The sequence below is a fragment of the Nocardiopsis gilva YIM 90087 genome (genome assembly GCF_002263495.1).
GTDB lineage: Bacteria > Actinomycetota > Actinomycetes > Streptosporangiales > Streptosporangiaceae > Nocardiopsis_C > Nocardiopsis_C gilva.
Genome location: NZ_CP022753.1, coordinates 5599166 through 5613500 on the forward strand (window position 1 = coordinate 5599166; position 14335 = coordinate 5613500).

Genomic DNA, 14335 nt, shown 5'->3' on the forward strand with positions numbered 1-14335 from the left:
GCGCCTTCCTCCTTAACCGGTGGAGGCGTCCATGCCTCCACGTTCGTTTCGCGGAACATCCGCCAGGGTCGTGACGGGGGTTGCGAGCCAGCTCCTCGTGGCCTCTCCGACGAGCAGCACCACCAGGTAGCCCGCGAGCACGCCGTAGGCGAACGGCAGCCAGCCGAGCACACCGCCGCAGGCGATGAACAGCATCCGGCCGTCCCAGCCCAGCATCGCTCTGGTGGCCCAGGCGGGTGGGCGTACGCCGCAGCCGGGCCGGCGCACGGCGTCGCGATGGTGCAGTACGACCGCAGTCAAGAGTACGAACACCAGTGGACCCGGCACACCGGATCCGTAGCCGAGCGCGAGTAGGTAAAGGTACTCGGTTCCGCGCAGGACCGGCGGGACCATCCAATCAAATCGCCCATCGTGTGGATGCCCCGACGCCACTCCCGCGAGCAGGAGGGCGGCGGCCGGTGCGAACAGGGTAATGCCTGACAAGCGTCCAAGACCGGCGAGCAGCAGCACTCCCACCACCAGCGCACCGGCCAGAGCCGGGAGCAGCGGGGGGAGCGCTCCGGCGCCGAACCGGCCGAACGCGACGCTAAGGTGACCATCGTCACGAAGAACTCGCAGGTCAACCGCGCTATACCAGCGCGGCCGCAGTGACGCGACCATGTTCTCCGATCACCCTATCCCGCCTCGGCGTGGACCGGCTGGTCCACGACCTCGGCCGCGACCGCCACACCGCAACCGACGATCAGTGCGATGAACGTCACCCGAGGGTCCCAAATCGTTATCGTCAGTGCCACCGTCGCGAACCGGGCGGCCTGGGGAAAGGCCAGGAGGCGACGCGCCGCGGTGGGTGGCGGAGTACCGGCGCTCACCGCCGCTGGGGCGTCGGGTCGCGGCGGACGCTCCCGCCGGTCGTCCCGGTCTGCCCCGCTGCCGCCCTCGCCGTCAGCGGTGGCGCTCGTGGCGGTGCCGAACAGCTCCGCGGTGAGCGTCGGGTCGCTGGGCGAGCGGTCGGCGGTGGTGCCGCTGGGATCGACGGCGTCGATGAGCGACACGCTGACGCAGCCGCCGCCGCGCGGCTGAGCGGGCACGACCACCCCCTGGGGCGGCCCGCTCAGGTCGGGGCGGGCGCGGTGCGCGGCCACCACCGAGTCGCGCAGTGCCACCGCGATGAGCGTGCCGGCGGCCCACCCCCAGGCGTCGGGGACGCCCGACAGCGTCCCCGCGATGGCCAGCCCCAGGTAGACGATGTACTCGCGCAGCCGCGACAGCATGGCCGTCAGCCATGCCTCCAGCGCGTCACGCCGCTCCCCCACCAGCTCCCCGGCGACGGCATCGGTGCACAGGGCGGCGGCGAGGAACAGGGAGCCGATGAGGGCGCCCCGCGGGCCCGGCTCGGTGAACCAGACGGCGGCCGGCACGGTGAGGACCAGGCCGATTCTGCCCAGCCCGGAGGGAGTGAGGTGGGCGCGTCGCGCCCAGCGCGCGCCGGGACGCGACAACGGGCCGAGCCAGTGGTCGGTCAGTGCGGCGGCTTTGGCCATGGTCGTGCCCCTCCCCGAGCGGCCCTGCGCAGAACCGTGACCCAGGATGCCGCGCCAGGCAATCATCGCCACGCGGAATTCCCGGAGAAAAGAGGGAAAACCGGTCCCGCACGTCCAGCCGGGGCGCGCGGAGGAGGGCGCCGGAATCAGGCCGCCTGGCCGCCGCCTTCGGACTTCTTCTTGTCCTCGGCGGCCTTCTTCTTGGCGTCGAGCTCGGCCTGGGTGTCGGCGTTGTAGGCGTCCAGCGCGCTCTTGATGTCGGAGTCGAGCGCGACCGACCCGTCCTTGATGTAGAGGCCGCGGTTGCAGAACCGCTTGAGGTCGGCCTCGCTGTGCGAGACCAGCACCATGGTGCGGTGGTTCTCCAGCATCTCCTCGATCTTGGCGTAGCACTTGCGCTTGAACGCCTTGTCGCCGACGGCCAGCACCTCGTCGACGAGCATGACCGGGTGCTCCAGCTGGGAGATGAGCGCGAAGCCGAGGCGCACCTTCATCCCGCTGGAGTAGTGGCGCACCGGCATGTCGATGTAGCCCTCGCGGATCTCGGCGAAGTCGACGATCTCGTCGAACTTCTCCTCGATCGTCTTGGGGTCCATGCCGTGCAGCGAGCCCACGAGGTGGACGTTCTCCCGGCCGGTGAGCTGGTCGGAGAAGCCCGCGCGCAGCTCCAGCAGCGGGGCGACCTTGCCGCGCACGGCGACCCTGCCCTCGTCGGGGATGAGGACGCCCGCGATCAGCTTGAGCAGCGTGGACTTGCCCGTGCCGTTCTTGCCGACGATCCCCACGCAGTCGCCGCGGTCGATCTCGAAGGAGACGTCGCGCAGCGGCCAGAAGTCCGCTCCGGCCGCGTTGGGGTCGCGCTTCTTGCCGTGGATGAACATCTCGCGCAGGCTGCGCTTGCGCCGACGGTTCACCGCGAACTTGACGCCGAGCCCCTTCGCCTCGATGACCGGCTGCGCCATCACAACTCCTTCAGGACGGACATTTCCAGACGCCGGAACGTCGAGTACCCGATGATGAACATGATGACCGCGCCACCGATGGCACCCCCCAGGGCGATCGACGACGGGGTACCGACCGGGAACCAGACGGACTGGTGCATCTGGAAGATCCCGACGAGCGGATTGAGCTGGTACACAACCTTGAACCACCCTGGCGCGGCCCCGCTGTCGAGCACCAGGCTGGCCGGATACACGACGGCGGACGCGTAGAACAGCACCCGGTTCAGGATACGCACGATCCGCTCGATGTCGCGCAGCAGCACGTTGACGGAGGACAGCAGCAGCGTCACGCCCAGCGTGAACAGGAACTGCACGGTCAGCGCCAGCGGCAGCCAGACCAGCAGGCCAATCCCCCAGGTGCGCCCGCCCAGGACGAACACGAAGAGCAGCAGGACCGGCCAGGTGAACAGGTACTCCACGAACTTCGTGGTGACCACCGCGAGCGGGAAGATCTCCCGCGGCACCTTCATCGTCGTGATGAGCTTGGAGTGGCTGATGAGCGCCCGCGGCGCCTCACCCAGCGACGCGCTGAAGGACAGCCAGGGGAGCAGCCCGCAGATCAGGAACAGCATGTAGCCGCCGGGCGCGTCCGGCCCGCCGGGCGTACCGCGGTCGGCGTTGAGCAGCACACCGAAGACGAGGAAGTAGACCCCCGACATCGCCAGCGGTTCCAGCATCGACCAGGCGTAGCCCAGGACCGACTGCTGGTACTTGACCTTCAGGTTGCGTCTCACCAGGAGGCCTACGACCTGCCGGTTCTGCCAGACGGCCAGCGCCCTCGACGCCACCGCCACCTCCTCGGGGATACTCAACACAGACTCGGAAACTATGAAACATGGAACACAGGACCACGGTGTGCACGCGCCGACGGCCTGCCGACGGCGGCGCCACTCACAACGGGGACGGACACCGGCGCGATCCGGGCCGGGCCTGCCTGTGGGGGACCGCGGACCCACCGCAACGATCAACGCCGCGGTCCCGCGGGGCATGGGGCCAGGGGCTCTGGTCGACCACAGCCCTCGAGGCGCGCCCCCGGTCTCGGCGCCCTGATCCTGTCACAACCGAGGACAACCGGGAACCCATTCAGGCGTCCTCAGCGTACCCGCGCTACCGGAAGGATGGTTCAACCAGGGCGTATTGTCACGCGCTGTCCGGCCATCGTTGGCGGATCGAGAGCCGGAGGGAGCCGACGCGATTCCGCTAACCTCGGCAGACGAGCCCCCGTGCCGCCACCCCCGGCCCGCCGGGTGCTTCCCCGCAGACAGGTGACGAGAGGTCGAGCGATGCCGACTGAGACCGCCCCCGGACCCGCATCCGGCGGACGGACCCGCCCCCGTGTGACCGCAGCCGTCCTGGCCGGCGGAACGGGGACCCGTATGGGGGGAGAGCTCCCCAAGCAGCTGCTGCCCCTGGCGGGGCGACCGATCATCGAGCATGCCATCGCGGCGTTCTGCGCGGCGCCGGACGTCGACGACGTCATCGTGGTGATGGTCGAGGAGCAGGTGCCCGAGGTCGAGAAGATCGTGGCCGACGCCGGGCTCGGCAGCGGCACGGGCGGCAAGGTCACGGCGATCCTGCCGGGCGGCGCCACGCGCACCGCGTCGTCCCACACCGCCCTGCGGGCGCTCGACGCCCGCCCCGGAACCGACCTGGTCCTGCTGCACGACGCCGCGCGTCCGCTGGTCTCCGCGGGCACGATCCGCCGCTGCGTCGGCGCGCTCGCCGAGGTCGGCGCCGCCGGGGTGGCGGTGCCCTCCTCCGACACGGTCGTGGCGGTCGAGCCGGGCGCGTCGGGCGGCGAGGCCATCCGCGACGTCCCGCCCCGCACCAGCCTGCGCCGGATGCAGACCCCCCAGGGCTTCCGGTTGGACGTGCTCCGCCGCGCCTACGAACTGGCCCTGGCCGACCCCGGCCTGGTCGCCACCGACGACTGCGGCGTGGTGCTGCGCTACCTGCCCGACGAGGAGGTCCGCGTCATCGAGGGTGAGGAATCCAACATCAAGGTGACCAACCCCGGCGACGTCGAGATCGCCGAGGTCCTGCTGCGCCTGCGCGACGCAGGGGGGGCGTCATGAGCGGCGTCTTCACCGCGACCGAGGTCATCGGGCACCGCGGGGCCGGCCGCACCGCCGCAGGCGAGGAGCGGGAGAACACCATCGCCTCCTTCCTCGCCGCGGTCGAGCAGGGCGCCGCCTGGATCGAGATCGACGTCCGCCGCAGCGCCGACGACGGGCTGCTGGTCCACCATGACGCGGCCCTGCCGGACGGGCGCCCCATCATCGACCTCCCGGCCGCGGAGTGCCGGTCCGCCGGACTGGTCACGCTCGACGAGGCGATCGCGGCCGTCCCCGAGCACATCGGCCTGGACGTGGACGTCAAGACGGTGATGGAGGACGCCGCCGACCCACCCGGTCGGCGCACCATGTCGCTGCTGCTTCCGGCCCTGCGGCGGGAGGCGCGGCGGCGCCGGATGTTCGTCTGCTCCTTCGACCCGGGCGCGCTGCTGGCCGTGCACGCCGAGGCGCCGGAGATCCCCACGGCGTGGATGCCGTTCGTCCGCAACCCGCTGGACCAGGCGGTCGCCGGGGCGGCCGGGCTGGGGTGCGCGCTGGTGGCCATCGACGCCCGCTCGTTCGGTCTGACCGGCGACGCCCCGCGGCCGGGACGCCGCGAGGTCGCCTACACGGTCGACGTCGCGCACCGGGCCGGGATGGAGGTCATCTCCTGGTGCCCGGACCCGGTGGACGCGGCGCGGTTCGCCGACGACGGCGTCGACGCCGTGGTCGTGGACGATGTGTCCGGCGTGGTCGCGTCCTTGGAAGCGCGCCGCGCCCATCGTTGATCTCGGGGATATTGGGGTAAAAACCGGCCGTGAGACCCCGATATCCCCGAGATCAACGCAACGGTCAGGCGTTGGCGCGCTTGGCCCGCGCGGTGCGGGAGTCCGCCCCCAGCCCGGGCGGGCTGGTGAGGAAACCGACGCCCCAGGCCATGTGCATCGTGGCGAGTGCCACGGGGATGGCCGGCCACGCCTTGGGGGGCAGGCCCCGGCCCAGCGGCAGCGATGCGGCGAGGATCGCGGCGATGTAGCCGCCCGGGATGATCCAGGCGGGCCAGAAGGCGAACCCGGCCACCAGTCCGACCAGGATGGCGGTGACCGCGACCGGCGCGGCGAGGTAGCGGAGGTTGATCGTGCCCTTGTGCTGGCGGGCCACCACCCGGCGCCAGCGGCCGTAGTGGAAGTACTGCCTGGCGAGCCCCTTGGCATTGGGCCGCGGCCGGTAGGAGACGCGCATCCGCGGCTGGAACCACACGACACCGCCGGTGCTGCGGATCCGGTGGTTCATCTCCCAGTCCTGGGCGCGCAGGAACGCCTCGTCGTACCCCTCCACCCGGTCGAGCGCCGACCTGCGGAAGACACCCAGGTAGACGGTGTCGGCGGGGCCGCCCTCGCCCCCGGTGTGGAAGCGCGCGTTGCCCACGCCGACCTTGGAGGTCATGGCGGCGGCCACGGCCTGCTCCCAGGGGGTCTCGCCCTCGGCTGCCATGATGCCGCCGACGTTGTCCGCGCCCGTCTCCTCCAGTGTCTCCACGGCCACGCGCAGGTAGTCCGACGGCATCATGGCGTGGCCGTCGATGCGGGCGACGATGGAGTTGGAGGAGGCGTGGATCGCCGCGTTGAGCCCGGCCGGGGTGCGGCCGGTGGGGTTGGCCACCACCTTCACGCGGGGGTCGGCGGCGGCCAGCGCGTCGGCCACCTCCTGGGTGCGGTCCGTCGACGGTCCGACGGCGAGCACCACCTCGAGCTCGCCCGGGTACTCCTGGGCGAGGACGTGCCGCACGGCGGCCTCAAGGTGGCGCTCCTCGTTCAGGATGGGCATGACAACCGATACGGCAGGCCAGGTCACGGTCGCTTCCAAGTGGTCACCAGGGGGCTGTTCACGGGAGAAGTCCGCCATCGGGTCTGCCATCGCGGCGCGGGGACCCGGGGTCGGCGTGCTTCGCAGATAACGGTACCGGCAGTTCCGGCCGGTTCCGGCCCTGCTCACCGGTCGGCCCGCCGCTGGTGGGCCGCGGCCGCGCGCTGCCCGCCCCCTGCCCGCGCCCACGTGGCGGACCATCCTCCTCCGATCCGATCGCTGTTGCCGCGTACCGGGCGACAACACGCCGAGGACCGACATCCGGTGACCCATCGGTGGATTGGGTGACAACCTAGGGAAGCCAAGAACCGGGGGCGACACGCGGGTGTCGGGGAGGGGACGCATGAGCGAGCGGCAGGACGGGCCGGAATTCCGCCGGGTGCGTTCGGCGCCTACGCCGCCCGCGTCGCCGCCTCACACCACCCGGACACGTCACACTATGGCACTGCCCAGCCGTGCGGCACGCCGAAAGCAGTGGGCGCTGCTGGCCGCCGGGACGATGTCGGTGATCGTCCTGCTGGCCTCGGTCGCCGCGTGGGGGCTGACCGGCTGGATGTCCGGCCAGCTGAACCGGTTCGACGTGTTCGGGGGGCTGGGCGGCGACCGCCCGGACCCCGGCCCCAAGGGCGCGGTCAACGTCCTGCTGATCGGCTCCGACAGCCGCGCCGAGGTGGGCGACGGAAAGAAGCTGGGTGTGGGCCACGTGGAGGGGCAGCGCTCCGACACCATGATGCTGGTCCACCTGAACCACGACCGCGACCGGATCACCGTCGTCGGCATCCCCCGCGACTCCTGGGTGGACGTTCCGGGACACGGCAAGAACAAGATCAACGCGGCCTACCAGTTCGGCGGCCCGCAGCTGACCGTGCGGACCGTGGAGTCGCTGACGCGGGTGCGCATCGATCACTACGTCGAGGTCGACTTCACCGGGTTCGTCGACGTCGTGGACGCGCTCGGCGGTATCGAGGTGTGTCTGCCCGAACCGATCTCGGACCCCAAGGCCAACCTGGACATGGACGCGGGCACCCACAAGGTGGACGGCACCCAGGCGCTCGGCTTCGCCCGCACCCGCAAGACCGCGGGCGGCGACCTCGACCGCATCGACCGGCAGCAGCAGGTCATGTCGGCACTGCTGGACAAGGCACTGGACTCGAACACGCTGAGCGATCCGGGCCGGTTCACCGCCTTCCTCGACAGCGCGCTCAGCTCGATCACCGTCGACGAGGGCCTGGACACCACGACCATCAACGAGCTCGCCAACCAAATGCGCGACATCGGGCTGGGCGACGTCTCCTTCACCCAGGTCCCGCTGGACGACACGGCCTACTGGACGCCGCGCGGCGACGTCGCGGTCACCTGGAACCGCACGGCCGCCAACGTCATGTTCGCGCAGATCGCCGCGGACAAGCCGGTCACCGAGCCGGAGAAGAAGGGACGGCCGGGGGTGGACGAGCCGAGCGCCGGTGACATCCGCGTGCAGATCTTCAACGGGACCGGCACGCCGGGCCAGGGAGGCAGGGCCAGCGCGGCGTTCCGCGACGCCGGGTTCCAGGTGCCGGGGACGGCGCAGAACTGGTCGTCCAAGGACGTCTCGACGACGTTGGTGCGGCACTCCCCGAAGCGGAAGAAGGCGGCCGAGGCCGTCGCCGATGTCATCCCCGACGCCAAGTTGCAGGAGGACCCCACACTCGGCGAGGAGGTGCAGGTGGTGATCGGCTTCAACTACGCGGGAATCGACGCGCCCGATGCACCCCCGGCCCCGACGCCGTCGGCCACCCCGAGCGCGGGCGAACGCGGCGAGGTCCACACCTCCACCGCCAAGGACAACGTCTGCTCCCCATAGTCTGCTCCGCATAGGCGGATCGGAGGGGCGAGCGCGCCCCGCGGATACCGGCGCGCGCCGGTATCCTGAAGGCCCTAGGCCGAATTGGGACGGGGCCAGGTACCGAGCCGCGAGGAGGCCTCATGTTGCGCCACCTGATCGGGCTGGTGATCGGTCTGATCGTCGCTCCCCTGCTGTGGCTGGGCGTCGCGTGGGCGGCCACCGCCATCGAACCGGTCCTGCGAGGGGAGGGCTTCGGAGCCCCAATGGTGTTGCCCGCGGTCGGCGTGCTGATGCTCGTCGGGGTGATCTGCGGGTTCCTCGCCGGTACGCGGATGTCGCCCCTGGCGGCGCTCGTCTCCGGCGGACTGATCCTGGCCTTCTACCTGTGGCCGGTGGTGAACCCCGCCTCGGCCAACGCCGTTCTGTCCGGATGGATCGACCAGGGCACCTTCATGCACCCCGTGGGTGCGGCGCTGCCGATCGCGCTTCCACTGGGCACCCTGCTCTTCATCTCCGCACTGGCGCCCTCGCGCTGGCGGCGGTCCGCGGCGCCGGAGTCCGTGCCGGTGGCACCGGCCGCCCCCGCGGACGAGCCCGGATCCGCTCCGGGTCCGCACGGCCCCGGCCGCCATGCCCGGGACACAGAGCCCGGCACAGGCGCGGCGGGCCTCGGCCACTCCGGGCCGGGCGCGCTGGAGTCCGATGTGCCGATTCCGCCGCCGTCGCCCCATGCCGATGCCGGCGGAGATGCCAAGACGACCCTTCCGTTCCGCCGGAACTCCGCGACCGGCGCGGCGGAGCCCGATGAGGAGACGCCGCCGGAGTCCACGTCGCGCACCCGCCTGTTCGGCAGGGGCGACCGCCCCTGACCGCCGCACCAGGGCGGGCCGTCACGACTCGCCCTGCCACCGGGGCGTTGCGCGCCTACCCACAGGTAACCTCGGGCTCGACGACGCACCCCCGAACTGCCACAATTCATCGCACGAGATGACGAACCACGCATCCCCGTGCGCCATCCATACCGTCTTGAGATCTCCTACGGGTTGTACCGGGCGCGTCCTACGGCTATGTGAGAACTAACGGACGCAACCGATCGGCGGCGCTCAGGGACGCACAATGCGGGAAATCGACCGACCGCGGAACACCATCGCTGACACCCCGCCCCACCACGTGACACCGCTCCCCCAATACGGCCCGGGGACCGCTCATCCCCAGGCCCATCAGGCGTCGCACCGGTACTACCATGCCAAGGCCGGTTCACCTGAGCGCACCCAGGCGATCGAACACGCACGAAGGGCGTGAACGCGGCAGCAGTCGAGAGAGGAACTTGGACCATTGGTCGCAGACAAGCAGCGGGTCAGCGGCGCTGAGCCCACGCGGACGGGCCCCAGCAGGATCTCGGTCATCGGGACGGGATACCTGGGTGCCACACACGCCGCCTGCATGGCCGAACTCGGCTTCGACGTGCTGGGCCTCGACGTGGACCAAGCCAAGATCGACGCCCTGTCCTCCGGCCAGCTCCCCTTCTACGAGCCCGGCCTGGAGGAGGTCCTGACCCGCAACCTGGCCAACGGCCGACTGCGGTTCACCACCTCCTACGACGAGGTCGCCGAGTTCGCCGACGTCCACTTCATCTGCGTGGGCACGCCGCAGCGCGGCGACTCCAACGCCGCCGACCTCACCTACGTCGAATCGGCCGTCGAGTCCCTGGGGCCCCGGTTGGCCCGTCCGACGGTCGTGATCGGCAAGTCCACCGTGCCGGTGGGCACCGCCGCCTGCAGCGCGGCCCGGCTGCAGACCCTGGCTCCAGCCGGCGACGGCGTCGAGGTGGGGTGGAGCCCGGAGTTCCTGCGCGAGGGCTTCGGCGTGGAGGACACGCTGCGCCCCAACCGGATCGTGATCGGCACCGACTCGCCCCGCGTCGAGGCCGCCATGCGCGAGATCTCCGCCGCGCAGATCGAGCAGAACATCCCGTTCCTGGTCACCGACCTGCAGACCGCCGAACTGGTCAAGGTCGCCGCCAACGCCTTCCTCGCTACCAAGATCTCCTTCATCAACGCCATGGCCGAGGTCTCGGAGGCCGCGGGCGCCGACGTCATGCAGCTGGCCCAGGCGCTGTCGTACGACGACCGGATCGGCGGCAAGTTCCTCGGGCCGGGCCTGGGCTTCGGCGGCGGGTGTCTGCCCAAGGACATCCGCGCGTTCATGGCCCGCGCCGACGAGCTGGGCGTGGAGCCCGCGCTGTCGTTCCTGCGCGAGGTCGACGCCATCAACCAGCGGCGCCGGGCGCGCACCATCGACATCGCGCGCACGCTGATCGGCGGGGGGTTCGCCGGGCGCACGGTCGGTGTGCTGGGGGCGTCGTTCAAACCCAACTCGGACGACATCCGCGACTCGCCCGCGCTGGACGTCGCGTCCACGATCTCCTCCCTGGGGGCGACGGTGACGGTGTACGACCCCGAGGCTCTGGACAACGCGCGGCAGGTGCACCCGGAGCTGAACTACGCGCACTCGATGCTGGAGGCGGTGCGTGACGCGGAGGTCGTGCTGCTGCTGACCGACTGGGCCGAGTTCCGCGACGCCGACCCGGATGAGCTGGCCAAGATGGTGGCCGAGCCGCACATCGTGGACGGCCGCAACGCGCTGGACCCGACCCACTGGCGCGCCCGGGGCTGGACCTACCGCGCCCTCGGACGCCCCTAGCCAGGACGCCACGCGTCCACATCGCCGACACAGCAGGACCTTTCGGCGGCGGCCCGACAGCGGGTCGCCGCCGTTTCGCTACCCCCCAGTAACCCCAAATTGTCCCAATACGCCCAATATGGGCACCTATGTACAAGCGAATAGCCTCCGTCCTGCTGACCGTTCTCGCGATCTCCGGCCTCACCGGGATCGCACCAGCAGCAGCCGATAGCAGGCCCTCCCCCACGATCGCCACGTACAACGTCTTCTTCCTCCCCAAGGCCCTGTATCCGAACTGGGGCCAGGACAAGCGCGCCGACCTCATCGCCGACGACGGCGTCGTCGCCGACCAGGACGTGGTCGTCTTCCAGGAACTGTTCGACAACTCCAGCGCCGACCGGCTGCGGGCGGCCATCTCCGAGACGCACCCCTACGGCACCCCCGTCGTCGGCCGGTCCCGGTCGGGCTGGGACGAGACCACCGGGTACCGGGACGAGACCACGACCAACGGTGGCGTAAGCGTCCACAGCGTGTGGCCGATCGTCCGCAAGGAGCAGCACATCTACTCCTCGTCCTGCGGCTCCGACTGGTTCTCCAACAAGGGTTTCGCCTACGCCGAGATCGAGACCCCGGACGGCCCGCTGCACGTCGTCGGTACGCACATGCAGTCCGAGGACAGTGCCTGCACCAGCGGCCAGGCCGCGCGTATCCGCTCCGAGCAGCTCGCCCAGATCCGCTCCTTCCTGGACCGCAAGCAGATCCCCGACGACGAGCAGGTCTACCTGGCCGGTGACCTCAACATCATCGGCGGCTCCACCGAGTACGAGGAGGCGGTCGAGGCACTCGACGCCGTCGCTCCCGACTTCAGCGGGGCCGAGTACTCGTGGGACCCCTCGACCAACTCGGTCGCCGCGGACCAGTACCCGGGCTACGACCCCGAGCACCTCGACTACGTCCTGCCCATCCGCAACGGGGCCGCGCCGCAGTCCTTCCGCAACGAGACGCGTGCGGTGAAGAGCGAACCCTGGACGGTCAGTTCCTGGGGCAAGGAGTACACCTACACCGACTACTCCGACCACTACCCCGTGTTCGGCGGCACGGCCTGACCTCTGCGCGGCCGGGGAATGGGCACAATCGGACCATGAGCAACAGCAGCCACGCCAACGGCGACGACGTCAGCGATGACGTGATCCGCCGCATCCTGCGGGAGAGCGAGGTCTGGGCGGTCGTCGGCCTCGGGAACAACCCCCGCCGCCCCGCCTACGGCGTCGCCAGGTTCCTGCAGGCGCACGGCAAGCGCATCGTCCCGGTGCATCCCACGGCCGCCACCGTGCACGGCGAGCGAGGCTACGCCTCGCTCGCCGACATCCCCTTCGAGATCGACGTGGCCGACGTGTTCCGCCGATCGGAGGACGCGGGCGGCGTCGCCGACGAGGCGCTCGCCCGCGACGACATCACGACGGTCTGGTTCCAGCTCGGGGTCATCGACCACGCGGCGGCCCAGCGGGTGCGCGACGCCGGACGGACCATGGTGATGGACCACTGCCCCGCCATCGAATGGCCCCGGCTTCTGGGCTGATCCGCGCCCGGCGGGGAATGGCGGGACGCACCCGTCGCCGTGCCGGCTTCGCGTTCTCGCTCCGCCGTACACCCCACCTGCTCTGCGTCGATTCGCGGCGGCTCACGTGGGGTAGAGGCATGGACATGCGACGTTCCCGGCTTCTCCGCATATTCGGCCCGAAGCCCCCGCAGCCCGCTGCGGACGGCGAGTCCACCGCGCCCCCCGCGGGTGGCGGGTCCCCGGACGATGATCGGACACCGGAGCAAAGGAACCGCGCCGAGCACCGACAGAGAGTGGCGCGCGAACACGGCTGGACCTACGTCGAGCGCGACACCCCCGCGATCCAGGGCTGGCCGCGCACGGCCCTGCCACCGGGACCGCTGGGCCGCGTACGCGACGAGGTCACCGGCAGCTACCGGGGACGCGCGTTCCGGTTCTTCGACTACATCCACCGCGACTCGGCCCGCGCCCCATGGCGCACCCTCTCGGTCTGCGCCGTGCGCATCCCGGTCGAGGTGCCCTACCTCTACGTCCGCGGCCCCGGCGATACCGGGCACGACCTCTACGCGGAGAGTCCGGAGGCGGACTTCGCCGTGGAACTGCTCTCCGACGACGTCCGCGACGACATCCGCGAGAACGGCTTCACCGACCTCGTGCTCGACCGCGACCTGCTGATCTGCACCGCGGCGGGCGGCGGCCCCCAAGACATCGAACCCCGCCTCGACGCCCTCACCCGGCTGATCTCCCACGTCCCGGCCGACGTCTGGGCCCACTGGGGACGCTGAGGGCGAGGGGACACCCACCCCGGCAGGACGGACCGCGACGCACCACGGCTCTTGACATATCGTTTTTCAATACTATCGTTCTTCGATAGCAACGATAAACGATATGCCGAGGAGATCCGATGGCCCCGGCCCCCGCGCAACGATCGAAATCGTGGCTCGGCTCACTGTCGACGATGACCGACATCGCTATCGGTCTCGGCGTGGTCATGCTGGCCGTGACGGTGCTCTTGGCCGTAATCAGCGCGACCGGCCTCCGCCCCAACGGGCTGAGCTTCGAGGCCCACGTCCCGGCCCACTTGATCGAGGGCCTACGGGCCGCCCCCGACGCGCTCGCACCCGGAGCCGAGTTCGACGGCGACGTGAGCGTGCGCATGCCCGCCAGCACCGCTGCTCAGACGGCGCTGTCTGTGCTCACCCCGGTGTCGGGCCTGCTGTTCGTACTGGCCGGGGCGGTCATCCTGCGCCGCGCGCTCCGGGCGGCTATGCGGGAGGGGCCGTTCACGCTCACCGTCGCCACCCGGCTGCGCTACGTGGGCTACCTCGCCATATTCGGCGGCCTAGCCCACGCCCTTATCGTGGCGGTCACGGACGCGCTGCTGCTCAGGAGTGTGCTTCCGGACGAGCACGTCGCCTTCAGCTGGTCGTTCACGTTCCCAGCGCCGGAGATCGTGATCGGGTTCGGCATGCTGGCCGTATCCGAGATCATCCGGCACGGAGTCCGTCTACGCGAAGATGTGGAGGGAACGATCTGATGGCGCCCGCGGAGAACGACGACCCAGCGGCGCAGGGGATCGTCGTCCGGCTTGACGACGTGCTGGCCGACCGCGGCATAACCCTGGCTGAGCTCTCCCGACGCGTGGGCGTAACCGTGGTCAACCTGTCCATCCTGAAGAACGGCCGGGCCAAGGCGATCCGCTTCTCCACCCTGGCCCGCATCTGCGCGGCACTCGGGTGCCAGCCCGGGGACCTCATCGAGTACCGGAACCACGCCTGAGGGCCCGGCGCCCCGCCGGTGAGCAT

The 14335-nt window shown here is 70.7% G+C and carries 15 protein-coding genes; 10 read left to right on the forward strand and 5 right to left on the reverse strand.

The window, feature by feature from the left end:
* Positions 1–12: 12 nt before the first annotated feature.
* The 4 genes from CDO52_RS24395 to CDO52_RS24410 form a co-directional block, all read right to left on the reverse strand.
* Positions 13–660, reverse strand: a complete 648-nt coding sequence (locus CDO52_RS24395; protein WP_051060747.1) for a DUF5941 domain-containing protein — start codon at positions 658–660, stop codon at positions 13–15.
* A gap of 14 nt (positions 661–674) precedes the next feature.
* Positions 675–1541, reverse strand: coding sequence for a hypothetical protein (locus tag CDO52_RS24400; protein WP_094932738.1), 867 nt, complete (start codon positions 1539–1541; stop codon positions 675–677).
* Positions 1542–1687: 146 nt separating this feature from the next.
* Positions 1688–2503, reverse strand: coding sequence for an ABC transporter ATP-binding protein (locus CDO52_RS24405; RefSeq protein ID WP_017618799.1), 816 nt, complete (start codon positions 2501–2503; stop codon positions 1688–1690).
* Positions 2503–3330 carry an ABC transporter permease gene (locus tag CDO52_RS24410; protein ID WP_017618800.1) on the reverse strand — a complete coding sequence of 276 codons (828 nt, stop codon included), beginning with the start codon at positions 3328–3330 and terminating at the stop codon, positions 2503–2505. The genes CDO52_RS24405 and CDO52_RS24410 overlap by 1 nt, the downstream gene beginning before the upstream one ends.
* Before the next feature lie 495 nt (positions 3331–3825).
* Here CDO52_RS24410 and CDO52_RS24415 point away from each other — a divergent pair, with 495 nt between their 5' ends.
* Positions 3826–4617, forward strand: coding sequence for an IspD/TarI family cytidylyltransferase (locus CDO52_RS24415; protein ID WP_051060749.1), 792 nt, complete (start codon positions 3826–3828; stop codon positions 4615–4617).
* Complete coding sequence (locus tag CDO52_RS24420) at positions 4614–5384, forward strand: glycerophosphodiester phosphodiesterase (protein WP_017618802.1); 771 nt, start codon at positions 4614–4616, stop codon at positions 5382–5384. The genes CDO52_RS24415 and CDO52_RS24420 overlap by 4 nt, the downstream gene beginning before the upstream one ends.
* 64 nt (positions 5385–5448) lie before the next feature.
* Here the strand turns inward: CDO52_RS24420 and CDO52_RS24425 are convergent, their stop codons facing one another.
* Positions 5449–6450: a glycosyltransferase family 2 protein gene (locus CDO52_RS24425; RefSeq protein WP_269769205.1), complete on the reverse strand. Its 1002-nt coding sequence runs from the start codon at positions 6448–6450 to the stop codon at positions 5449–5451.
* A 451-nt stretch (positions 6451–6901) separates the two neighbouring features.
* On the opposite strand from CDO52_RS24425, the gene CDO52_RS24430 reads away from it, so the two are divergent.
* The 8 genes from CDO52_RS24430 (at position 6902) to CDO52_RS24465 (ending at position 14309) form a co-directional block, all read left to right on the forward strand.
* Positions 6902–8305 (forward strand): LCP family protein, encoded by a 1404-nt coding sequence (locus CDO52_RS24430; protein WP_017618804.1) that lies wholly within the window; start codon positions 6902–6904, stop codon positions 8303–8305.
* A 122-nt stretch (positions 8306–8427) separates the two neighbouring features.
* On the forward strand, positions 8428–9156 hold the full coding sequence (locus CDO52_RS24435) for an ABC transporter permease family protein (RefSeq protein WP_086003431.1): 729 nt from the start codon (positions 8428–8430) through the stop codon (positions 9154–9156).
* 466 nt (positions 9157–9622) lie between these two features.
* Entirely contained in the window at positions 9623–10990 is a 1368-nt protein-coding gene (locus tag CDO52_RS24440) for a UDP-glucose dehydrogenase family protein (protein ID WP_017618805.1), read from the forward strand.
* Between the two features lie 128 nt (positions 10991–11118).
* Positions 11119–12075: a sphingomyelin phosphodiesterase gene (sph, locus tag CDO52_RS24445; RefSeq protein WP_017618806.1), complete on the forward strand. Its 957-nt coding sequence runs from the start codon at positions 11119–11121 to the stop codon at positions 12073–12075.
* Positions 12076–12110: 35 nt separating this feature from the next.
* Positions 12111–12548 carry a CoA-binding protein gene (locus CDO52_RS24450; protein WP_017618807.1) on the forward strand — a complete coding sequence of 146 codons (438 nt, stop codon included), beginning with the start codon at positions 12111–12113 and terminating at the stop codon, positions 12546–12548.
* A 275-nt stretch (positions 12549–12823) separates the two neighbouring features.
* The gene (locus CDO52_RS24455; protein WP_017618808.1) at positions 12824–13315 is read left to right on the forward strand and encodes a type III secretion system chaperone family protein; all 492 of its coding nucleotides are present in this window, start codon (positions 12824–12826) and stop codon (positions 13313–13315) included.
* A gap of 173 nt (positions 13316–13488) precedes the next feature.
* Complete coding sequence (locus tag CDO52_RS24460) at positions 13489–14067, forward strand: DUF2975 domain-containing protein (RefSeq protein WP_157745701.1); 579 nt, start codon at positions 13489–13491, stop codon at positions 14065–14067.
* The gene (locus CDO52_RS24465) at positions 14067–14309 is read left to right on the forward strand and encodes a helix-turn-helix domain-containing protein (protein WP_017618810.1); all 243 of its coding nucleotides are present in this window, start codon (positions 14067–14069) and stop codon (positions 14307–14309) included. The genes CDO52_RS24460 and CDO52_RS24465 overlap by 1 nt, the downstream gene beginning before the upstream one ends.
* The last annotated feature ends 26 nt before the right edge of the window (positions 14310–14335 follow it).